Genomic DNA, 22,506 nt, shown 5'->3' with positions numbered 1-22,506 from the left:
TTCAAGCATGGATATCGGGGGCGGTTTGTGGAGGCTGCCATGACTGGAAAACAACTGGAATTTGATCAGCGCATTCATCGCCTGAACAAAAAGCACGCAAAACTCAGCCGAGGCTATCGCGCGACGATGCGAAAAGATGGTCTTGTAGTAATGAGGCCGCAGCGTGTTCAGTCGGCTGTGCCGTTCAAAGTTCTTGTGATGGCTTTTTTGGGCTTTATCGCTTTCAAAACTTTCTTGCTTACGAGCTTAGGTTCTGGCGGATATCAGTATCGCGTGGACAGCCTTGCCGAAGGCACTCAGGTCGAAAAAGCTGGTGCGTGGATCATGCAGATTGATCCGCTTTCTTCGTTTCTCTCAACTCAGGTCGCCAAATATTTGCCCTGAGTTTCGTCTGCTCTGACGAAAAACGCCGCGCATAGATGAATGCGCGGCGTTCTTCTTTGCCCCCGAGGGAGAAAGGGGCTTGTGAGTGGTGGGGGTGTGCTAATCCCTACCGGCGGCCTTCTGCCACGACGTCGATGTCGCCCCGGCACAGACCGATATCTTCCAGTTCGCGATCTGTCAGACCGCTCAGCGCATTACGGGTCATGCGGGCGTCATTCCATTCGATAACGGCGCTTACGGCCGATGCAAAAATTCCGCCGATACGGCCAGCTGGGCCGAATGAGCCAGTGGTGGCGCGGGTGGTATCCAGTGCAGCCATATCCTGTTTCCTTCTGGTTAGAGTTCCATGAGTGTCATTCGATTTGACGGGCATTTAGGGATGTCGTTCTGACACTGCAAGTGATGAAAACGCATGTGTCCTATGCGTTTTTTGCAAGTCTCGGAATTTGTGAAAACCCCTTAATACTATGGCCATTTTACGGTCATAAAACATGTCGAAAACAGGCTTTCCGCTGTCGTAAATTGACTGATTTGTCGGTGGCGAAACAAGTCTGTCGTTTTTAGCCCGCCCGTCAATTCGCTTGGAAAATGTTCACGCTTCGTGCTAACCCGTAAGAAAGATCACAAAAACCCGAGCAGGCTGGGGCACAACATGCGAATTTTGGGCATTGATCCGGGGCTACGAACCCTGGGATGGGGCGTCATCGAATCGCATGGCAGCCGCCTGAGCCATGTGGCCAACGGGCTGTGCAAATCGGATGGGGATGATTTGGGCGAGCGGCTGTTGTCTCTGCACAACCAGATTGTCGAGGTGATCGCCGAACACGCCCCCGATCAAGCCGCGATCGAGCAGACTTTCGTGAACAAGGATGGCGCTGGAACGCTGAAACTGGGTCAGGCGCGCGGGGTTGCCCTGCTTACTCTGGCGCAGGCGGGGTTGCCAGTAGGGGAATACGCGCCGAACCGGGTTAAGAAAACGGTGGTAGGTGTCGGGCACGCCGAGAAAGAGCAGGTCTTGCACATGGTAAAGCTGCAGCTGCCCGGGTGTCAGCCCAAAGGCGCGGATGCGGCAGATGCGCTGGCGATTGCGATCTGTCATTCCTACTACGGCACGGCGCCGCAGACGCGGATGAAAGAGGTACGGGTATGATCGGAAAACTCACAGGACGACTGGATTACCGCGCGGCGGATCACGTCCTGATCGACGTGCGCGGGGTTGGGTATATCGTCTATTGCTCGGACCGGACCATGGCGGCGCTGCCGGGTGTGGGTGAGGCGGTCTCGATCTATACCGACATGGTGGTGCGCGAAGACCTGATGCAGTTGTATGGTTTCTTGTCTCTGGTCGAAAAGGAATGGCATCGGCTGCTGTGTTCCGTTCAGGGCGTGGGGGCCAAAGTGTCTTTGGCGATCTTGTCGGCGCTTGGCCCAGATGGCGTCAGCCGCGCGATTGCCTTGGGCGATTGGGGCGCGGTCAAGGCGGCCAAGGGCGTGGGGCCGAAGACGGCGCAGCGCATCGTTCTGGACCTGAAAGACAAAGCGCCGGGTGTGATGGCCATGGGCGGCACCGTGACCGAGGCGATGGATGGCCCTGTGCTGGAAACGGTCGAATTGGTTGAGCCCGCGCCTGCGCCGAAACGCGCGGCGAAATCGGCCTCGGGCAATGCGGCGGCCTCGGCTGGTGCGCTGTCGGCGCTTTCCAATCTGGGGTACGGCCCGTCCGAGGCGGCCTCGGCTGTGGCTGAAGCGGCCGCCAGCCTGCCGGATGCGGGCGAGGCCGAGTTGATCCGGGCGGCGTTGAAACTGCTGGCTCCGAAAGGCTGAATGAATGACTGACGCCGATCCAACCCTGCGCGCTGACCCTTTGCCCGAGGATAACGATCGCGCCCTGCGTCCTCAGGGATTGGATGAGTTCATCGGTCAGGCCGAAGCACGCGCCAACCTACGCATCTTTATCCAATCGGCCCGTCAGCGGGGCGAGGCGATGGACCATACGCTGTTTCATGGCCCTCCGGGCCTTGGCAAGACGACGCTGGCACAGATCATGGCGCGCGAGCTGGGGGTGAATTTCCGCATGACCTCTGGCCCCGTGCTGGCCAAGGCGGGTGATCTGGCGGCGATCCTGACCAATCTGGAATCACGCGACGTGTTGTTCATCGACGAGATTCACCGGCTGAACCCCGCCGTCGAAGAAGTGCTGTACCCGGCGATGGAGGATTTTGAGCTGGATCTGGTGATCGGCGAAGGCCCCGCCGCGCGCACCGTTCGGATTGAGTTACAGCCCTTTACGCTGGTCGGAGCGACCACGCGAATGGGTCTGCTGACCACGCCCTTGCGCGACCGTTTCGGCATTCCGACAAGGCTGCAATTCTACACCGTCGATGAACTGCACGAGATCGTCACCCGTAATGCCCGCAAGCTGGGCGCCCCAGCGGATGACGCTGGCGCGCGTGAAATCGCGCGCCGGTCGCGTGGCACGCCGCGCATCGCGGGGCGGCTGCTGCGTCGGGTGGTGGATTTCGCCATCGTCGAAGGCGACGGGCGGATCACGCAGGAACTGGCCGATGGCGCGCTGACCCGTTTGGGCGTGGACAATCTGGGTCTGGACGGTGCGGATCGGCGCTATCTCAAGCTGATTGCCGAAAATTACGCTGGGGGACCGGTGGGGATCGAAACGCTCTCGGCGGCGCTGTCGGAAAGTCGGGATTCGCTGGAAGAGGTGATTGAGCCATACCTGTTGCAGCAGGGTTTGATCCAACGAACGCCCCGTGGGCGGATGCTGGCGCAAAAGGCGTGGACGCATCTGGGTATGGCCGCGCCCAAGGGGCAAAGCGATCTGTTTGGTTGAAGCCTGAGACAAGAACTTTTATGGGTGCGCCATAGCAGCCACCCAGTGTCGAGGATTGCGTGTGACCCGTGAAGACATACAAACCCTGTTCACCCGCGAAAGCGGAGAGTTTCTGTTCGCCCGCTGGGGACGCCCAATCGTCCCGATCGTTTTTGGGGTGCAGGACGATACGCTCGCCACCGTCAAAGGTGCGTTTGAGGCGGTTGTAACCTTGGCCGGGCACAAGATGGCCGAAACCGACCCCGAGTTGGGCGCAAATTGCATGGTCTTCTTTTTCCGCGACTGGAAGGAGTTGCTGGAGGTTCCCGATCTGGACCGCCTCATCCCCGACCTTGCGCCTTTGGTGGCTCGACTGGTCGCGGCAGATGCCAATCAATACCGCGTTTTTCGGTTCGAAGAGGATGGTGCAATTCGGGCGGCGTTTGTCTTTCTGCGCATGGACAATGAGCTGTCGAAAGTTCCGGCTGAAACTCTGGCGCTTAGCCAGGTGGTACAGACAATACTGCTTTGGTCTGACACCGCTTTTCGGGCGCAATCACCGTTGGCTGTGGCAGGTGAAACAACAGTGTTGCGCCCCGATGTCGCCGCGTTGATCCGGGCCGCTTACGACCCCGTGTTGCCAGGGGCAACGCAGGATTCTGCACATGCTTTACGATTGTTCGCGCGTCTGCAAGCAAGCCACTAGGTCGAACCTCAGGGGATTTTGCTGTGGAACGCTGACAGCAATGCGGTCTCGTCGGTGAAAAAGGCTTCCTCTCCGACCAGATCGGTGACGCCGTACCTGTCCAGTTCCGCGCGCACCTTTGGTGAGACAAGCAAGAACACCAACCGAATGCCCTGTGCGTCCAGCACCCGGTCCATGTCGCGCAACGTAAAACCGGCGGAGAAGTCCACGTCATCTACGGCCGATGCTTCAAGGCAAAACCAGCGTATATCGTTTTGTGGGTCCGACGTGATCGCCCGGATTTCATCTGCAAGCCGTTGCGTGTTGGCATAATACAGGCTGTGGGAAAAACGATAGATCACCAGTCCGGGGTCAAACTGGTTGGGGCGCTCGATGGATTTGGCGCGCCAGCCTTCGCCTGTTTCATTGCGCACGATCACGGTGTTTCTGGGGTGATAGCCGCGTCGCGTATGGTCGATCAGGGATAGGGCCATCGCCAGAATGATCCCTTGTTCGACTCCAACCAGCACCACAACTGCAGCGGTTGCCACTGCGATCCAGAATTCGGACCGTGCCTGGCGATAGATCGCAATCAGACCCTTTACGTCGATCAGTTTGAGTCCGATCAGAAACACGATTGCAGACAGGGCGGCGTTAGGCAGATACGCCAGTGGACCGGTCAGGAACAGAATGACAATAAGCACGATCAGCACGGTGGTCAGCTGCGCAATCTGACTGCGCCCACCCGCGCTTGCGACCATTTCGGTTTTTGTGGGGCTACCGTTAACCACAAAAGTCCCGCTGAACGCAGCGCCAATATTGGCCAGACTCAACCCGATCAAATCAGTGTTTTCGTTGAAGCGCTCTTCATACCGGGCAGCGTACGCGCGCGAGGTTGCTGCGCTTTGTGCCAGGATGACAACAAAGATCGAAATGGCCGTCGGCAGCAATTGTTTGAACAGGTTCCAGCTCCAGTCGACATTTGGAATGGACAAGGAGGGCAAACCGCTGGGAACGGGGCCAAGCACTGCAATTCCTGATGCGCTGAGTTGGAACGCCCAACTGCACAGGATGACGCCGATAATGGCGATCAAAGGCCCCGGAGTTTTGTTCGACAAGCGTTTGCAGCCGACGACGATGACTAAAACAGCAGCGGATACCAGTAGCGTACCGGAACTGATCTGATCAATCTGTTGCACGGCATCTGCCAGCTTTGCGATTGTGCCATGTCCGGAAGTCTCGATCCCCAATAAGCCGGGGAGTTCACCGCACGCGACCTGGATACCGACGCCGGCAAGGAATCCAACAAGCACCGTTCTGGACAGGAAATCCGCAAGAAAACCTAAGCCGATAACTCGGGCAACTATCAGCAATACCCCGGCCATCAACGCCAGGAGTGAGGCAAGGGCCAGATATTCGTTGGATCCCGAAACCGCCATGCCCGCCAGCGCCGAAGCCGTAATTGCCGCCGTCGCTGAATCTGCGCCCACCACCAAATGCCGCGAAGATCCGAAGATTGCGAACAGTGCCATCGGGATGAGGATAGTGTACAGGCCAGTCACGACCGGAGTGCCTGCGATTTTGGTGTATCCCATCACCTCAGGGATCGCGAGGCAGGCAAAAGTCAGCCCTGCCAGAACCTCGGCCGGCAGTCTGGGCAGGTTCAGCGGCAGAATGCCCTGAAAAATCGGTAGCGCCCTGTTTTCTCGGCCTTTACCTGCCACGTTGCCCCCTATGCAATGTCGGTTTCTTGAGTGAGAGTGTATCGGGAGGAGCGTTGGAATACGAGCATCTGTACCTGATCACGAAAATTAACAGGTCTTGGGGATTGCAGGTGGCACGGCGGACATGCATCTGTTTGGAGTGGGGGATGCCCCGTTTGTTCAGAAGTCCTTATGTGGCCGGAATTCAGATCATGACCCAAGATTCAGACGCGTTGAAAAAGCACATTTTCCCGATCCGGGTTTATTATGAAGACACGGATATGGGCGGCGTGGTCTACCACGCGAACTATCTGAAATACATCGAACGTGCCCGGTCGGACTATGTACGCAATATTGGTAACGACCAGAACGCGATGCGGGATGCTGGCATCGTCTGGGTCGTGCGAAAAATCGAAGCTGAATACCTGGCCACAGCCAAATTCGATGATGAACTGCAGATCGAAACCTGGATCACGGCACTTTCGGGTGCCAGATTAACGATGGCACAGCGCGTGTCGCGAGGGGAAATCGAGGTATTCACTGCCTCGGTCACGGCAGTTTGTATGAATGCACAGGGCAAACCGGTGCGTCTTCCGGCAGAGATTCGCGCATTGTTGTAACAATTTCAGCCGCCGGGGTGGTTCTGTTGGCTTTTCACACCCAACTGCGTTAGCGTTCATCAAAACAAGGCCAAAGAAACGGCCGTCAGGCAAAACTAAAGAGCAGGTTCATGGAAGCTGAAACGCTGGCGCTGGCGCAGGAGATCGACTTCTCCATGTGGGGGCTGTATGCCCGCGCGACCTTTATCGTAAAACTGGTGATGCTGATGCTGATCGGTGCGTCGGTTTGGTCTTGGGGTATTATCATTCAGAAAATCATCAACTATCGGGCCGCCCGGCGCGAGGCGCAGGTGTTTGATGAGGCGTTCTGGTCCGGAAACCCCCTGGATGAGTTGTTCGAACAGATTGGCACACAGCCTGACGGCAGTTCGGAAAAGATTTTCGCCTCGGGTATGATCGAGTGGCGTCGCTCGCACCGTACAGATGGCGGGTTGATCGCCGGCGCAACGGCCCGGATCGACCGGTCGATGGATGTGGCCATCGCGAAAGAGGCTGAGACTCTGCAAAAGGGCCTGCCTGTCTTGGCAACGGTAGGTTCGACCGCACCCTTTATCGGCCTGTTCGGAACTGTTTGGGGCATCATGAACGCCTTTATCGAGATTGCCGAACAACAAAACACCAATCTGGCGGTTGTGGCCCCCGGTATCGCCGAGGCTTTGCTGGCGACCGGTCTGGGCCTGTTAGCCGCGATCCCGGCGGTGATTTTCTACAACAAACTCAGCGCCGATAGTGATCGGATCGTGGGTGGCTACGAGGCGTTTGCCGACGAGTTCGCCACCATCCTGTCGCGCCAGTTGGACAGCTAAGATGGGTGCGGCGGTTCAGCAAAGCTCGGGCGGGAATGGGCGCAGACGCGGACGGCGTCGCGGTCGTGCACAGCCCATGGCCGAGATTAACGTGACCCCGTTTGTGGACGTCATGCTGGTGCTGCTGATCATCTTCATGGTGGCCGCACCTTTGTTGACGGTCGGGGTGCCGGTGGATCTGCCCAAGACCGCGGCAAGCGCATTGCCCGGCGACAACGAAGAACCCTTGACCGTGACGCTGACGGCTGATGGGCAAGTGCAGATCCAGACTACTGACATTCAGCGTGAAGAATTGATTGGCAGATTGCGCGCCATCGCGTCCGAGCGCAGCAGTGACCGCGTGTTCTTGCGGGCGGATGGCTCGATCCCTTATGCGCAGGTGATGCAGGTAATGGGTGCGTTGAATGCGGGCGGGTTTTCCAATGTCGGGCTTGTGACTGACACCGGCGGCCCGACGCTTGACGAAGGTGGAGAGTGAGGCGGCACGGTGGATACCGGCACCAAGATCTCGGCTATTGCCCATGTCAGTCTGATCGGATGGGCCTTATTCGGCGGCACGTTCCGGTCCGAACCCTTGCCTATGGCCGTACAGGATGTCTCTGTGATTTCGGCTGAGCAATTTGCGGCAATGACCGCCCAACGGGACGCGCCCGAAGTGGCCACCCCGGCCGCTTTGCAGCAACCCGAAGCTCCGGTCGAAGATGCAACGCCCCCCGCACAGGTCGAAGAAGAGCAGCCGGTGCCAGAGGTATCGGAACCGGCTGAGCCGGAGCCTGATACGGTTCCGGAAGCGGTTGAGCCCCCTCCTGAACCAGTTGTGATAGAACAACCCCCGACGCTTGAGCCTCCCGAGCCGGACGTAGTTGCCTTGCCAACACCGCCGGGACCCGAAGCACAGCCGCGCCCTGCGGACAGGGTTGCGCCCGAGCCCGTCGCGCCGCCTCCGCCCGAGGCCGCACCGGATGATATCGAAACACCCGCTGTGTCTTTGGACGAAGGCGCCGAGGTTCAGCAGGAACAGCAGGATCAAACCGCCCCCGAAGAGGCGACAGATGAGATCGTGACCGAGGCCGAGGAAGCCAAGGAATACGCGCCCCGCAGTTCTCCGCGGCCACAGGTTCGGCCAAACCGACCGACCCCTCCGGCGCAGCCCGAGGTGGCGGAAGCGCCTGAAGCCGAGCCCGAGACGCCTGCACCCCAGCCTGCGGATGAAAGCGCCATCGAGGATGCGTTGGCTGAAGCGTTGGGGCAGGGCAACGAACCCTCGGGCCCGCCACTGACCAGCGGTGAGAAAGATGCGATGCGTTTGGCAGTGTCCAAGTGTTGGAATGTAGGGTCGTTGTCGACTGACGCGTTGCAGACTGTGGTCGTCGCCGGGTTTTCACTCACGCCGGATGGCAATGTGGTGGGCGGCAGCTTGCGCCTGATCGAGAGTTCCGGCGGATCTTCCGGCGCTTCAAGACAGGCCTACGAAGCCGCCCGGCGTGCTATCTTGCGCTGTGGAGCCAGAGGATATGACCTGCCTGCTGACAAGTATGAGCATTGGCAGGATATTGAGATTACATTCAATCCCGAGAGGATGCGGATCAAATGATAAGATTTCTGACCAGCCTGTTGCTTGGCCTGACGCTTTTGACAGCGCCGGTTTATGCCCAGAACGGACCGCTGCGCTTGGAACTGGATCAGGGGATTATCGAACCCTTGCCCTTCGCGGTGCCCAGTTTCGTGCCCGACGGTCCGGCTGCGGCTCAGTACGCGCAGGATATCACGCGGGTTGTCGCAGCGGACCTCACCGGCACCGGGCTGTTCCGCGAAATCTCATCCGATGCGTTTATCAGCCGGGTCAGCAGCTTTGAAGATGCGCTGCAATTTGCCGACTGGAAGGCGATCAATGCCGAGGCACTTGTTACCGGGGCGGTGAATGTTTCGGGCAATCGGCTGACGGTCCGCTTCCGGGTCTGGGACGTTTTTTCCGGGCAGGAGCTTGGTAACGGTCTGCAGTTCGCAGGCACTACAGATGGCTGGCGGCGCATGGCGCATAAGGTGGCCGATCAGGTCTATAGTCGCGTGACGGGTGAGGGCGGTTACTTCGACAGCCGAGTGGCCTTTGTGTCGGAAAGCGGTCCCAAGAATCAGCGGCTTAAACGTCTGGCGATCATGGACTACGATGGTGCAAACGTGCAGTACCTGACCGACAGTGCCGCCATCGTGCTGGCCCCGCGCTTTTCGCCGACGGGGGATCGGTTGCTTTATACCAGCTATGAAACCGGCCAGCCGCGCATCTATGTGCTGGATGTGGACCGTGTCCGCCGCACCGAGCTGAACACGCCCGGCGGCACGATGAGCTTTTCGCCGCGCTTCTCGCCGGATGGACGCTCGATTGTCTATTCGCTGATTCAAGGGGGGAATACCGATCTTTGGAAGATGGATCTGGCCTCGGGGCAAAGCGTGCGTTTGACTAACACGCCGGCGATTGAGACCGCGCCCAGCTATTCGCCAGATGGGTCGCAAATCGTGTTCGAAAGCGACCGCTCGGGCACGCCGCAACTGTATATCATGCCCGCAAATGGGGGTGAGGCGACGCGGATCAGTTTCGGTCAGGGGCGTTATGGCACGCCGGTCTGGTCTCCGCGCGGCGATCTGATCGCGTTTACCAAGCAGAACAAAGGCCGGTTCCATATCGGCGTGATGCGCACCGATGGCAGTGAGGAACGCCTATTGACCTCGTCTTTTCTGGACGAAGGGCCGACATGGTCGCCCAATGGCCGGGTGATCATGTTTACCCGCGAAACCCAAGGGGCGAGCGGTCGGGCGACTTTGTATTCGGTGGATATTTCGGGCCGGAACCTGCGCCCGGTGCGCACGCCGGATGGTGGCAGCGATCCGTCCTGGGGGCCTTTGCAGAATTGATCGCGGGGGCGGTCGGAAAAGTTCACAAGAAACCCGCGCTGTGATACACAGGCGGCAATAAACTGATAAAACAACGAGGCACTTGAAATGAACGTATTGGGCAAAGTGGTAGCAGTGGGCGCGCTTGGCATTCTGGCTGCCTGTACCAGTAACGATCCATCCGATTTGGGCGGGGGCTTTGGCAATGGCGCGAATGGTGGTGGATTGGCGGCTGGGTCACCAAGTGATCCGCGCTCACCTGCCTATTTCCAGCAGACCGTCGGCGATCGTGTGTTGTTTGCGGTCGATCAATCAACGCTGACACCGCAGGCGCAGACTGTTTTGCAAGGGCAGGCGGATTGGTTGCTGGCAAACCCGGATTTCGTGGCGAACATAGAAGGTCACGCGGATGAACAAGGCACCCGTGAATATAACCTCGCATTGGGCGCACGCCGGGCGAATGCGGCACGGGAATATCTGATCTCGCGCGGGGTGGCAGGCAATCGCTTGACTACGGTCAGCTTTGGCAAAGAACGCCCAATCGAGATTTGCAGCACCGAGGAATGCTATTCCAAGAACCGCCGTGCGGTTACTGTGCTGACCGGGTCAACACTGGGGTAAGGCGATGAAAGTTGCAGGATGGGTTCTGGCGGCGGTTCTGACCACCGCCAGCGTGGCGCAAGCGCAAGATCAGCAGACTCTGGCGGATATTCGGCAAGAACTGACTGTGTTGCATGTGGAAATCCAGCGTCTGAAGCGTGAGTTTTCGACAACGGGCTCTCCGGCACCGAACCTGTCCGGCAGTTCGATATTGGAGCGTGTGGACGCGATCGAGGCCGAGTTGCAGCGCCTGACCCGCCAGACCGAGCAGTTGAACCAGCGGGTGCAGAATATCGTTACCGACGGCACCAACCGCATCGGCGATCTGGAGTTCCGTCTGGTCGAACTGGAAGGCGGTGACCTGAGCGCGCTAGGAGAGACCTCGAGCCTTGGAGGGGACACCGAGATTGCTACCGCGGCCCCGACCTCGCCCAGCGCACCGGTTGCGATTGATCAGGGAGAGCTGGCAATAGGTGAACGGGCGGATTTTGATGCTGCGGCGCAGGCATTGGCTGAAGGTAGTTTCCAAGCAGCGGCTGACCAATTTGCCAATTTTGACGTCTCTTACCCGGGCAGCCCACTGGCGCCTGAAGCCAATCTGAAGCGCGGGCACGCGCTTGAGGGCCTGGGCGACACGCGTGAAGCTGCGCGTGCTTTCCTTGCCAGCTTTACCGGCGACTCCGAGGGCGCATTTGCGCCCGAAGCGTTGTTTGAACTTGGCTCGGCTCTTGGGCGTCTTGGGCAGCGGGATCAGGCGTGCATCACGCTTGGGGAAGTCGGGGTGCGGTTCCCCGCCTCTTCTGCAGCGACTAGCGCAACGCAGGAAATGACCTCGCTGGGCTGTCCTTGAGCGCACTTGCCGACAGGTTACGATCCGAGATTCGTGCAGGTTTGCCTGAACAGTTGCCTTCTCGACTAGGCGTTGCCGTATCGGGCGGAGGCGACTCGCTCGCCTTGTTGCATCTGATGAATGATCTCGCTCATGCCGAAGGTATTGAACTGCGTGCGGCGACAGTAAACCACCATCTGCGCGCGGAAGCAGCGACCGAGGCGCTGTGGGTTTCGGACCACGCAAAGTCTATGGGTGTGTCGCATGACATTCTGGAGTGGCACGGTTGGAAAAAATCGGGAAACCTTCAGGATCAAGCGCGTCGCGCACGGTACGATTTGCTGACGGACTGGGCGCGGCGAAACCAGATCGGTGCGGTTGCTTTGGGTCATACTGCGGATGATCAGGCCGAGACCTTTCTGATGCGTTTGGGTCGCGCGGCAGGTGTTACCGGTCTGTCCGGCATGTCGACTGTTCGCAATCGTGACGGGTTTGTCCTATTGCGTCCGATGCTGAAGATCACCCGGCAGACCCTGCGGGAATACCTGACCGAGATCGGGGTCGAATGGATCGAAGATCCTTCGAATCAGGATCGTCGTTTTGATCGTGTCAAAGCCCGTGATGAGTTGGTCGGGCTTGGTGAAATCGGCATAACGGTCGAGTCTTTGGCACGGGTTGCTGATAATCTTGCACAAGCCCGTGATGCCTTGGATCACTTTACGCAGGAATCCGCTGCCAAGGTGTTGGTTCCGGTGTCCGGTGATGTCTGTTTGGATCGCGAGGGCTTTGATGCTCTGCCCCAAGAGATTCAGCGCCGTTTGTTGATTGGCTGCATCCGATGGATTGCGGGAGGTGACTACCCGCCGCGCCAATCAGCGGTAGATGTCGCCCTTCATGCGATCAAACAGGGAAACGGGGCAACACTAGGGGGCTGTGTTCTTGTTACAAAAGCGCAGAAAACATGGATTTGTCGAGAACTAAACGCGATTTCGTACGAAACATGCGATCCCGACCAGACTTGGGATAAACGCTGGATTCTGTCCGGCCCCTCCGGAAGCGATTTGCAAGTAAAACCACTTGGTGAACATGGCATCGCGCAGGTTTCAGGTTGGCGTGATCTTGGAAAACCACGTGCGGCTTTAGTCGCCTCGCCCGCGATTTGGCACAAAGATGTGTTAATTTCGGCCCCATTGGCCGGTTTTGGCAACGGATGGCGCGCAGAAATCGTGTCGAAATGGCCCGACTTTCACTCTTCGTTTTTATCGCATTGAACCTGCTTGAATCCTCTCTATTTTAAGAAGCAACCCGGCGGACACGCATCCGCCGAAATCTTTTGGGAGATTTTCCTTGGGCAACGCTCGTAACATCGCCTTCTGGGTCGTTCTGTTTTTGCTGATCCTTGCACTGTTCAATTTGTTCAGCGGACCGGGTGGAACGCTTCAGAGCAATGAAAGAACCTATTCCGATTTCGTGGCCGCCGCGCAGAGCGGTGAAGTCAAAAACGTTACGCTGGATGGTGAACAGATTCGCTATACCACGCAAAGCGGCGCAAATTATGTGACCATCAAGCCAGCTGACGCCGAAGTCACAAAACTGCTGATCGATGAAAACATCCCTGTGCAGGCGGTCAAACAGCAGCAGTCGGGTTTCCAGTCCTTCCTGATCACTCTGCTGCCGTTCCTGCTGTTGATCGGCGTCTGGGTCTACTTCATGAACCGGATGCAGGGCGGCGGCAAAGGTGGCGCGATGGGCTTTGGCAAGTCCAAGGCTAAGATGCTGACCGAAAAACATGGCCGCGTGACCTTTGACGACGTGGCCGGTATCGACGAGGCCAAGGAAGAGCTGGAAGAGATCGTAGAGTTCCTGCGCAATCCGCAGAAGTTCAGCCGTCTGGGCGGCAAGATCCCAAAAGGCGCGCTACTGGTGGGTCCTCCGGGCACTGGTAAGACACTTCTGGCCCGTGCGATTGCAGGTGAGGCAGGCGTGCCCTTCTTCACCATCTCAGGCTCGGACTTTGTCGAGATGTTCGTGGGTGTTGGTGCGTCCCGTGTGCGCGACATGTTCGAACAGGCCAAGAAAAACGCACCTTGTATCGTGTTTATCGACGAGATTGACGCCGTGGGCCGCCATCGTGGTGCCGGTTATGGCGGCGGCAATGACGAGCGCGAACAAACGCTCAACCAGTTGCTGGTCGAGATGGACGGGTTCGAGGCCAACGAAGGTGTTATCATTCTGGCGGCTACCAACCGTAAGGACGTGTTGGACCCCGCGCTGCTGCGTCCGGGCCGGTTTGACCGCAACGTGACCGTCGGCAACCCGGACATTAAAGGCCGGGAGAAGATCTTGGGCGTGCATGCGCGCAAGACGCCTCTGGGCCCCGATGTCGATCTGCGCATCATCGCGCGGGGGACACCGGGTTTCTCGGGTGCCGATCTGGCGAACCTGGTGAATGAGGCCGCTCTGATGGCTGCGCGTGTAGGCCGTCGCTTTGTAACCATGGAAGACTTCGAGAACGCCAAAGACAAAGTGATGATGGGGGCCGAGCGCCGCAGCATGGTGCTGACGCAGGACCAGAAGGAAAAGACCGCGTATCACGAGTCCGGCCACGCTGTGGTTGGTTTGGAACTGCCGCTTTGCGATCCGGTCTATAAGGCGACGATCATTCCGCGCGGTGGTGCGTTGGGTATGGTTGTGTCGCTGCCGGAAATGGATCGCCTGAACTATCACCGCGATGAGTGCGAGCAAAAGCTGGCCATGACTATGGCCGGTAAAGCCGCCGAGGTCATCAAGTATGGTGAAGATCACGTCTCGAACGGCCCTGCCGGCGACATCATGCAGGCCAGTCAATTGGCGCGCGCGATGGTGATGCGCTGGGGCATGTCGGACAAGGTTGGCAATATCGACTATGCCGAAGCGCATGAGGGCTATCAGGGCAACACCGCAGGTTTCTCGGTCTCGGCCCATACCAAAGAGCTGATCGAGGAAGAGGTAAAGCGCTTGATCCAGCAAGGGTATGAGCGCGCTCACCAAATCCTGACCGACAAGAACGAGGAATGGGAGCGTCTGGCCCAAGGTCTGCTGGAGTATGAGACCCTGACCGGCGATGAGATCAAGCGCGTCATGAACGGTGACAAGCCAACCGAAGATGATGACGAAAGTGACAAGCCGGACGAAGGCAGCGCACCCAGCGTGACGGCTATCCCAAAGACCAAGGTCAAAAAATCTCCACCCGATGGCGGGATGGAGCCGGAACCGACGGCATAGTTCAAAAACCCGGGCTAAGACCCGGGTTTTTCTTTTCTTTCCCGTGTGCCTGCATTCTAGTGGCGGCTGGAACAGAGCGAAGGAGAGAGAGACGATGCCGGTCTTACGCAAAACGGAATTCACGGCCGAAGTTGTCTGGCTTGGTCAGGTGCCGGCTGGGGCCTCCATCAGGGCCGAGGCCGCGGCCTCATTGTCTCTTGGGTTCGCGGGGGTTGCAGGAGAGCGACACGAGGGGGAAAACCGCGCGTCCTGTGTGCGAATGACAAACATCTATCCGAAGGGCACGGAAATCCGAAATGTGCGGCAGCTCTCGGTGTTGTCCCAAGAGGAAATGCAGGAAACTGCGGCCGAGATGGGGTTGGACACGCTCGATCCGTCCTATCTTGGGGTCAGTATCCTGCTGAAGGGTATCCCTGATTTCACCCATGTGCCTCCGTCATCGCGCCTGCAAGGGCCGAATGGAGTAACGATCACGATCGACATGGAGAACCGCCCCTGTGTGATACCGGGACGCGAGGTCGAAGCCGATCTGCCCGGTCACGGTGCCGCTTTCAAGCCTGCCGCGCAGGGAAGGCGCGGTGTGACGGCTTGGGTCGAACGCCCCGGAGTTCTGAGCTTGGGTGATTCCCTGACGTTGTTTGTTCCCGATCAGCGCGCTTGGGCACCTTAAGACACAGGCTTTCCGATGCGAAACGATCAAAGTTACGTGACGCCACCCTGTAAGTGACGCTACGCCGTTTCAAGACATGATTATGTCGGAATCCACATCTATCGCCACGGTACACGACGGTATGGGTTGACCAGCGCCGACGCCCTGCGTCGGTTTTGCACGGCATTCAATCAGGGACCCTGCCCAATGAGCTATAAATCCGACATCGAAATCGCCCGCGAAGCGAATAAGAAGCCGATTCAGGAAATCGGTGCCAAGATCGGCATCGAATCCGCCGATCTGCTGCCCTATGGCCACGACAAGGCGAAGGTCAGCCAGGACTTCATCAACTCGGTTCAAGACCGCGAAGACGGCAAGCTGATCCTTGTCACCGCGATCAACCCGACCCCTGCGGGTGAAGGCAAGACCACCACCACCGTTGGTCTGGGCGACGGTCTGAACCGCATTGGCAAGAACGCGATGATCTGTATCCGCGAAGCCTCGCTAGGCCCGAACTTCGGCATGAAGGGCGGCGCTGCAGGTGGCGGTTACGCACAGGTTGTTCCGATGGAAGAGATGAACCTGCACTTCACTGGTGACTTCCATGCCATCACCTCGGCCCACTCGCTGCTGTCGGCGATGATCGACAACCACATCTATTGGGGCAACGAGTGCGACATCGACATCCGTCGCGTTGCATGGCGTCGTGTGGTTGACATGAACGACCGTGCTCTGCGCCAGATCACCGCCTCGCTGGGCGGCGTGTCGAACGGCTTCCCGCGTGAGGCTGGCTTTGACATCACCGTTGCGTCCGAAGTTATGGCGATCCTGTGCCTGGCCAACGACCTGAAAGACCTGGAAAAGCGTCTGGGCGACATCATCGTTGCTTACCGCCGCGACAAGACCCCGGTTTACTGCCGCGACATCAAGGCCGAAGGCGCAATGACCGTTCTGCTGAAAGACGCAATGCAGCCGAACCTGGTGCAGACACTGGAAAACAACCCGGCCTTCGTCCATGGCGGCCCCTTCGCGAACATCGCGCACGGCTGTAACTCGGTCATCGCGACCAAGACCGCGCTGAAAGTGGCTGACTATGTCGTCACCGAAGCAGGTTTTGGGGCCGACCTGGGTGCCGAGAAGTTCATGAACATCAAGTGCCGCAAGGCGGGCATTGCCCCGTCTGCCGTGGTGCTGGTTGCCACCGTGCGCGCGATGAAGATGAACGGCGGCGTCGCCAAGGCTGACTTGGGCGCAGAAAACGTCGATGCGGTTCAGTCCGGCTGCGCTAACCTGGGTCGCCACATCGAGAACGTGAAATCCTTCGGTGTGCCTGTTGTTGTCGCCATCAACCATTTTGTCACCGACACTGATGCCGAAGTTGATGCGGTCAAGAAATATTGCGCCGATCACGGAGTCGAAGCGGTTCTGTCACGTCACTGGGAACTGGGCTCGGAAGGCTCGGCACCGCTGGCCGAAAAAGTCGTGGAAATCGTTGAAGGTGGCACTGCTAACTTCGCGCCGATCTACCCCGATGACATGCCGCTGTTCGAGAAGGTTGAAACCATCGCCAAGCGCATCTACCGCGCCGATGAGGTTCTGGCCGACAACAAAATCCGTAACCAACTGCGCGAGTGGGAAGACGCGGGCTATGGCAACCTGCCGGTCTGCATGGCGAAAACCCAGTACTCGTTCTCGACCGATCCGACCCTGCGCGGTGCGCCCACCGGCCACTCGGTCCCGGTGCGTGAAGTCCGCCTGTCCGCTGGTGCCGGCTTCATCGTGGTTGTCTGTGGTGAGATCATGACCATGCCCGGTCTGCCCCGCAAACCGGCCGCGGAAACCATCTGCCTTAACGACGCAGGCGAGATCGAGGGCTTGTTCTAAGCCCCCAAATAAGACATCTCGTGGTCCGGGGATATCCCCGGGCCATGAGGAGACGAACATGCCCACTCTGACACCTCCGCAGGACTGTCATTCGATGCAGGAACTGCGGGTTCAGATCGACAAGCTGGACCGCCAACTGATCGAGATGTTGGTGATGCGTGCGGGATATATCGACCGCGCCTCGCAGTTGAAACCTGCCGAGGGGCTGCCCGCCCGCATCCCGGACCGTGTCGAGGAAGTGGTGCAGCGCGTGCGCGCAAGTTCGGACGATCTGGGTATGGACCCGGACCTGGCCGAACGGCTGTGGCGCATATTGATTGATTGGTCGATCGCACGCGAGGAACGTGTGCTCGGCGCCGACTGATCGGGCGTTTCAGGCGCCTGATCCGTTTTTGATAGAAGGGATGACAGGATGGTAGCCGAGGTTATCGACGGTAAAGCTTTTGCGGCGAAAGTGCGCGTGCAGGTGGCGGATCAGGTTGCGAAGCTGAAAGAGCAAAGCGGCATCACGCCCGGTCTGGCCGTAGTTCTGGTTGGTGAAGACCCGGCCAGCCAGGTCTATGTGCGCTCGAAAGGCAAACAGACCGTCGAGGTCGGCATGAACTCGTACGAGCATAAGCTGGATGTCGAGACCTCGGAAGAAGATCTGCTGGCGCTGATCGACAAGCTGAACAACGACCCGGCCGTACACGGTATTCTGGTCCAGCTGCCGCTGCCCAAGCACCTGAATGAAGACCTTGTGATCAACTCGATCGCCCCGGCCAAGGATGTGGACGGCTTCCATATCTCGAACGTGGGTTTGCTGGGGACGGGCCAGAAATCGATGGTGCCCTGCACCCCGCTGGGCTGCCTGATGATGCTGCGTGACTACCACGGGTCCCTGTCGGGGATGGACGCGGTGGTTATTGGTCGTTCGAATATCGTGGGCAAGCCGATGGCGCAGCTGCTGCTGGGTGACAGCTGTACCGTGACCATCGCGCATTCGCGCACCAAGGACTTGCCAGACGTTGTGCGCCGGGCCGACATCGTCGTCGCCGCCGTTGGCCGCCCCGAAATGGTGCCGGGCGACTGGATCAAAGAAGGCGCAACCGTAATCGACGTAGGCATCAACCGGATCGAGCGTGACGGCAAGAACAAGCTGGTCGGTGACGTGGACTATGCCAGCGCGGCCGAGCGTGCAGGCGCAATCACCCCGGTTCCGGGCGGTGTCGGTCCGATGACTATCGCCTGCCTGCTGGCCAACACCCTGACCGCCTGCTGCCGTGCAAACAGCCTGCCGGAACCTGAAGGGCTGACGGTCTAGCGCGTACGATCCGCGCGAACCAAAGAATACGACGGGCCGGGAGTGGAAACACTTACCGGCCCGATTGTTTCACGGAACAATCAACGAAACTTAATCTGGCAGGGTTTGAATATGGCGAGAACGATGATAAACCTATGATCTCAGCGAGTTAGACGTTTCAGTGTCATGCTCGACTGGAAACAGGAGAGAGTATCTGAGCTGTCATGCCGAATAAACTAAGCTCATTGGTTGCCGAGTTTACGATGCGCCGGGTGGTTGCCGGTGCGATTTTCCTGCCCTTAATGGCCATTGCATTTCAACCGTTCCAGAATATGGATCTGAGCTTTTCCTTGCGCTTGATATTTTGGACCGGGGTCACAGCCTTGGCTTTGGGGGTGACATGGGCGGCGCGACAACTGCTGAAGAAATGGTTCGCTGAAACCTCTTTCACGGGGTGGGATCTTGCTTTTACGTTTGTTGCTTTTGCGCTGTTCGTTCCTTCGCTGTGGTTGATGACCTTGCTTGTCTTCTCGGCTGGTGGGCAGCAGGCACCAGATGTTCTGTCAGTGGTATCTTACGGAGCTTTGTTTACGACCGGGTTGTTGATCATCCGGCGGGCTCCGGTTCAGCCTCCTACGGATCATGACATCAACCGCTTTGCGCCACGACTTTACAGACGATTGCCGCAAGAGTTCACGGGGCAGGTTCTGCGTTTGGCAGTCCGGGATCATTCCGTTGACGTCGTCACAACCGAGGGACTTTTCACCATCCGATCAAGGTTTACCGATGCCATTGCCGAGATGGAGCCCGAGCGTGGGCATTGCACCCACCGCTCGCACTGGGTGGTCGACGCTGCTGTGACCGGGATTGAAAAGAGTCACGGAAAAACTTTTCTACGCCTGACAAATGGCGAACTGGTCCCAGTCAGTCGCAAGTACAAACCCATACTTGAAAAAGACGGCGTGATCTAAACGCCTCAGCGAGGCATCGGGATCATCTGCGGGGATTGGCCCGTTAGAATCGCCATAGCGCGGTCGCTCATTAGTCCTTTTAGCGCCTCGTCAGAGCTGTATAGACCGCCGGTGTATGTACCATACGCGGGCAACAGTAGGCGCGTTTCGTCGACCAGAAACGCAGCACGCGTGATTGTTCGTCCGCGCAGCCGGAACCGAGCCTTGGGATGGAAGTGACCTGAAACCTCTGCTTGACCGTCCGGTAGGGCTATGTGTCGGAACACAAGCGATCGCAGCTTGTGCTCAGCCAGATGGGTGCCACCCAATTCGACCGGGCCGGGGTCGTGGTTGCCTTCGATCCAAATCCAGGTCCGACCGGCTTGCAACGCCGCGATTTGCAGCTTTTCCCGATTTCCAAGGGCCGAGGCCGCATCTAGGTCGTCAAAGCTGTCACCAAGGCAAATCACTGTGGTTGCTTTGGTGTATTCCATATCGTTTGCTAACCGCACCAGCGTGTCCAGCGTGTCGTAGGGCGGTAGTGAAGCGCCTCCTCGCCGTGCGATGCGTTCTGCCTTTCCCAGATGCAAATCCGAAACGCATAGAAGGCTTTCTTCCGGCCACCACAAAGCCCCGGTTCCAAGTGCGCGCAGGTCATGACCGGCGAAGGAAAACGACAATTCGTTCATGGTACGTTCTTTGCTTGTTTACGCGCCCGAGGCAAGTGATTCCAAGCCCGCCTCTTGCAGCAAACGCGCGCTCTCTTCGGCCAGCAGGCGCTCTTCGGCTGATCCTTTGACTGGGACCTTTCCAACCTCAAGAAACAGCGGTGCCGCAAGGGGTGACACCCGGTTCAGCCGTTTCAAGTCGATCTGGTCGCCGATTCGCGCAATCATGGCTTCGATCCGCCCGAAGTCGACCAGGCCTCGCATGGCTTCTTCACGGGTAATTTGCATCAGCAGGTGATCGGGGTCGTATTTCAGCAATGTGTCGTACAAAATATCCGAAGAAAACGTTGCCTGACGACCGCTTTTGCGTTGTCCGCCCGTGTTGCGTTCGATTAGCCCTGCAATAGTGGCTGAGGCCCGGAAGGTTCGCTTCATAACGGCGTTCCCGGCCAACCAAGTTTCAAGCCCATTGCGCAGTGCCTCTAGTTGAAACAGTGGGCGGGGGTCCGTTACGGCATCCAACCCCCAAATCAACGTTGCGTAGTCGGTCGCGACAAAGCCCAAGGGGGCAAGGCCGGTTTCTTCCATCCGTTTTGTCAGCAACAAGCCCAGTGTTTGCTGCGCGTTGCGACCCGCAAAACCGTAGACGCAGAGGTGTTCGCGCCCATTATCGGGAAAGCTTTCGATTAGCAGCCTGTCGCGGTTGGGCAGGCGCGAGACCTGCCGCTGGAGCGTCAGCCACTCGGCCGTATGCGCGGGCAGTTGCGGCCAGCCAGGTTGCGCGAACATGCGCAGAATACGATCGCTCAACTGGGTTGAGGTGGCAAATTTGGTGCCCGAGAAGGTGGCGATCTTGGGCTTTTTGTCCGCGCGGCGGCTGACCTCGACCGTCATCTCGCGCAGCCCCTCATAGCGCACGATCTGACCGCCGATCAGGAAGGTATCGCCGGGGGTCAGCGAGGCGGCAAAGGCCTCTTCGACCTCGCCCAGTGGCCTGCCGCCCCGACTGCGTTTCAGGCGCACTTTCAGCGTATCGGTGTCCTGAATGGTGCCAAGGTTCATGCGGATACGCTGCGCGGCACGGGGATCACGCAGTTGCCATAGACCGTCAGGGCGCTGTTGCAGCCGCTGCCAGCGGTCATAGGCGCGCAGGGCGTAGCCGCCGGTGGCGCAAAACTCCAGACAATCATCGAACTGCATGCGGCTGAGATCGGCAAAAGGCCCGGCGGTTGTCATTTCGGAATAGAGCGTATCCGCATCAAACGGCCCCGCCGCCGCCGCGATCAGGATATGTTGGCACAGCACGTCACGGGGGCCTGCGCCGCGTGGCTCTCCGTCCAGATCATGCGCGCGGGCGGCCTCAAGCGCTGCGACGCATTCTACCACCTCGAACCGGTTGGCCGGCACCAGTAGGGCCTTGGAGGGCGCGTTGTATCGGTGATTGGCCCGCCCGATCCGCTGGACCAGCCGTTTGACGTTCTTCGGCGCACCGATCTGGATCACAAGGTCCACGTCGCCCCAATCGATGCCCAGATCAAGGCTGCCGGTGCAGACGATGGCGCGCAGATCGCCGCGTACCATGGCGGCCTCGACCCGCTCGCGCTGTTGCCGCTCAAGGCTGCCGTGATGGATACCGATGGGCAACGCATCGTCATTAGCCAGCCAGAGATTGTGAAAGAATATCTCGGCTTGCGCGCGGGTGTTGTGAAAGATCAGCGTGGTCTTGTGCTGTTTGATCTGCTCCAGCACAGCGGGGATGGCATAGGCGGCACCGCCCCCGGCCCAAGGCGGCAGCTCCTGCGTTTCCAGCATCCGAATGTCGGGGTCCGGACCTGGATCGGCCTGCACGATCTGGCAGGGGTCAGGGTGGCGTGCCAGAAAGCGCGCGATGGCCTGCGGGTCTTCGACCGTGGCCGACAGACCCACCCGGCGCAGATCAGGGCACAATGATTGCAAACGCGCAAGCGCCAGCATCAACTGATCACCGCGCTTGCTTTCGGCCAGCGCGTGAATTTCGTCGATGATCACCCGCTGCACCCCCGCAAACATGCGCGGCGCGTCCTCATACGAGGTCAGCAGAGCAAGACTTTCCGGCGTCGTCAGCAAGATATGCGGCGGGTCCACGCGCTGACGTTTCTTCTGCGTAGCCGAGGTGTCGCCAGTGCGGTCCTCGATCCGGATGGGCAGGCCCATTTCGTCAGCAGGGCCGCGCAGGTTGCGGCGGATATCGGCGGCCAGCGCTTTTAGGGGCGAGACATAGATCGTGTGCAGACCGCTATGCGCGCCATCGGCCAACTGCGCCAGAGTCGGCAGAAATCCGGCCATGGTCTTACCCCCACCCGTCGGCGCAATCAGCAGCGTTGCCGAATCGGCAGCCCGGTCGAACATCTGTTGCTGATGAGGGTGGATCGACCAACCTTTGGCGGTGAACCAGTCGGTGATCCGGGTGGGAATCTGCGTCATGGG

The 22,506-nt window shown here is 58.9% G+C and carries 23 protein-coding genes; 19 read left to right on the top strand and 4 right to left on the bottom strand.

Annotated features, from left to right (window positions below; all coding sequences use genetic code 11):
• The first annotated feature begins 39 nt into the window (after positions 1-39).
• Positions 40-384 carry a hypothetical protein gene (locus AC2TAD_RS04590; protein WP_170355063.1) on the top strand — a complete coding sequence of 115 codons (345 nt, stop codon included), beginning with the start codon at positions 40-42 and terminating at the stop codon, positions 382-384.
• A 106-nt stretch (positions 385-490) separates the two neighbouring features.
• On the opposite strand, the gene AC2TAD_RS04585 is transcribed toward AC2TAD_RS04590, so the two are convergent.
• On the bottom strand, positions 491-703 hold the full coding sequence (locus AC2TAD_RS04585; RefSeq protein WP_480866211.1) for a DUF1127 domain-containing protein: 213 nt from the start codon (positions 701-703) through the stop codon (positions 491-493).
• Between the two features lie 333 nt (positions 704-1,036).
• Here AC2TAD_RS04585 and ruvC point away from each other — a divergent pair, with 333 nt between their 5' ends.
• The 4 genes from ruvC to AC2TAD_RS04565 all read left to right on the top strand — a co-directional run bounded on the left by ruvC (position 1,037) and on the right by AC2TAD_RS04565 (position 3,917).
• A complete protein-coding gene (gene ruvC, locus AC2TAD_RS04580) occupies positions 1,037-1,534 on the top strand; it encodes a crossover junction endodeoxyribonuclease RuvC (RefSeq protein WP_480866209.1) in 498 nt (165 codons plus the stop codon).
• Positions 1,531-2,208, top strand: a complete 678-nt coding sequence (ruvA, locus tag AC2TAD_RS04575) for a Holliday junction branch migration protein RuvA (protein WP_480866208.1) — start codon at positions 1,531-1,533, stop codon at positions 2,206-2,208. Before ruvC ends, ruvA begins: the two co-directional genes overlap by 4 nt.
• A gap of 4 nt (positions 2,209-2,212) precedes the next feature.
• On the top strand, positions 2,213-3,232 hold the full coding sequence (gene ruvB / locus AC2TAD_RS04570) for a Holliday junction branch migration DNA helicase RuvB (protein ID WP_480866206.1): 1,020 nt from the start codon (positions 2,213-2,215) through the stop codon (positions 3,230-3,232).
• A 61-nt stretch (positions 3,233-3,293) separates the two neighbouring features.
• Entirely contained in the window at positions 3,294-3,917 is a 624-nt protein-coding gene (locus AC2TAD_RS04565) for a hypothetical protein (protein ID WP_480866204.1), read from the top strand.
• A gap of 8 nt (positions 3,918-3,925) precedes the next feature.
• On the opposite strand, the gene AC2TAD_RS04560 is transcribed toward AC2TAD_RS04565, so the two are convergent.
• The gene (locus tag AC2TAD_RS04560; RefSeq protein WP_480866202.1) at positions 3,926-5,620 is read right to left on the bottom strand and encodes a SulP family inorganic anion transporter; all 1,695 of its coding nucleotides are present in this window, start codon (positions 5,618-5,620) and stop codon (positions 3,926-3,928) included.
• A gap of 191 nt (positions 5,621-5,811) precedes the next feature.
• Between AC2TAD_RS04560 and ybgC the strand changes: the two genes are divergently transcribed.
• The 14 genes from ybgC (at position 5,812) to AC2TAD_RS04490 (ending at position 19,393) form a co-directional block, all read left to right on the top strand.
• On the top strand, positions 5,812-6,219 hold the full coding sequence (gene ybgC / locus AC2TAD_RS04555; RefSeq protein WP_480866201.1) for a tol-pal system-associated acyl-CoA thioesterase: 408 nt from the start codon (positions 5,812-5,814) through the stop codon (positions 6,217-6,219).
• Between the two features lie 110 nt (positions 6,220-6,329).
• A complete protein-coding gene (gene tolQ, locus AC2TAD_RS04550) occupies positions 6,330-7,025 on the top strand; it encodes a protein TolQ (protein WP_170354913.1) in 696 nt (231 codons plus the stop codon).
• A 1-nt stretch (position 7,026) separates the two neighbouring features.
• The gene (gene tolR / locus AC2TAD_RS04545; RefSeq protein WP_170753725.1) at positions 7,027-7,503 is read left to right on the top strand and encodes a protein TolR; all 477 of its coding nucleotides are present in this window, start codon (positions 7,027-7,029) and stop codon (positions 7,501-7,503) included.
• Positions 7,504-7,512: 9 nt separating this feature from the next.
• Positions 7,513-8,619, top strand: coding sequence for an energy transducer TonB (locus AC2TAD_RS04540; protein ID WP_480866199.1), 1,107 nt, complete (start codon positions 7,513-7,515; stop codon positions 8,617-8,619).
• On the top strand, positions 8,616-9,935 hold the full coding sequence (tolB, locus tag AC2TAD_RS04535) for a Tol-Pal system beta propeller repeat protein TolB (RefSeq protein ID WP_480866197.1): 1,320 nt from the start codon (positions 8,616-8,618) through the stop codon (positions 9,933-9,935). The genes AC2TAD_RS04540 and tolB overlap by 4 nt, the downstream gene beginning before the upstream one ends.
• A gap of 87 nt (positions 9,936-10,022) precedes the next feature.
• A complete protein-coding gene (gene pal, locus AC2TAD_RS04530; protein ID WP_170753731.1) occupies positions 10,023-10,535 on the top strand; it encodes a peptidoglycan-associated lipoprotein Pal in 513 nt (170 codons plus the stop codon).
• A 4-nt stretch (positions 10,536-10,539) separates the two neighbouring features.
• Entirely contained in the window at positions 10,540-11,364 is an 825-nt protein-coding gene (gene ybgF, locus AC2TAD_RS04525; RefSeq protein WP_170753733.1) for a tol-pal system protein YbgF, read from the top strand.
• On the top strand, positions 11,361-12,614 hold the full coding sequence (gene tilS / locus AC2TAD_RS04520; protein ID WP_480866195.1) for a tRNA lysidine(34) synthetase TilS: 1,254 nt from the start codon (positions 11,361-11,363) through the stop codon (positions 12,612-12,614). Before ybgF ends, tilS begins: the two co-directional genes overlap by 4 nt.
• Before the next feature lie 76 nt (positions 12,615-12,690).
• Positions 12,691-14,607, top strand: coding sequence for an ATP-dependent zinc metalloprotease FtsH (gene ftsH / locus AC2TAD_RS04515; RefSeq protein WP_170354920.1), 1,917 nt, complete (start codon positions 12,691-12,693; stop codon positions 14,605-14,607).
• A gap of 94 nt (positions 14,608-14,701) precedes the next feature.
• Positions 14,702-15,277, top strand: a complete 576-nt coding sequence (locus AC2TAD_RS04510) for an MOSC domain-containing protein (protein ID WP_480866193.1) — start codon at positions 14,702-14,704, stop codon at positions 15,275-15,277.
• Positions 15,278-15,463: 186 nt separating this feature from the next.
• Positions 15,464-17,140, top strand: coding sequence for a formate--tetrahydrofolate ligase (locus AC2TAD_RS04505; protein ID WP_170769970.1), 1,677 nt, complete (start codon positions 15,464-15,466; stop codon positions 17,138-17,140).
• A 58-nt stretch (positions 17,141-17,198) separates the two neighbouring features.
• Complete coding sequence (locus tag AC2TAD_RS04500) at positions 17,199-17,504, top strand: chorismate mutase (RefSeq protein ID WP_170354923.1); 306 nt, start codon at positions 17,199-17,201, stop codon at positions 17,502-17,504.
• A 48-nt stretch (positions 17,505-17,552) separates the two neighbouring features.
• A complete protein-coding gene (folD, locus tag AC2TAD_RS04495) occupies positions 17,553-18,443 on the top strand; it encodes a bifunctional methylenetetrahydrofolate dehydrogenase/methenyltetrahydrofolate cyclohydrolase FolD (RefSeq protein WP_480866191.1) in 891 nt (296 codons plus the stop codon).
• 203 nt (positions 18,444-18,646) lie between these two features.
• A complete protein-coding gene (locus AC2TAD_RS04490; protein ID WP_480866190.1) occupies positions 18,647-19,393 on the top strand; it encodes a LytTR family DNA-binding domain-containing protein in 747 nt (248 codons plus the stop codon).
• Positions 19,394-19,398: 5 nt separating this feature from the next.
• Here the strand turns inward: AC2TAD_RS04490 and pdeM are convergent, their stop codons facing one another.
• On the bottom strand, positions 19,399-20,061 hold the full coding sequence (gene pdeM / locus AC2TAD_RS04485) for a ligase-associated DNA damage response endonuclease PdeM (RefSeq protein WP_480866188.1): 663 nt from the start codon (positions 20,059-20,061) through the stop codon (positions 19,399-19,401).
• Between the two features lie 18 nt (positions 20,062-20,079).
• Positions 20,080-22,503, bottom strand: coding sequence for a ligase-associated DNA damage response DEXH box helicase (locus AC2TAD_RS04480; RefSeq protein ID WP_480866186.1), 2,424 nt, complete (start codon positions 22,501-22,503; stop codon positions 20,080-20,082).
• Positions 22,504-22,506 lie beyond the last annotated feature (3 nt).

Source organism: Ruegeria sp. HKCCD7628, from assembly GCF_057221005.1.
The sequence above is the reverse complement of the archived record's forward strand: the minus strand, read 5'-3'. Positions and strand labels throughout refer to the sequence as shown.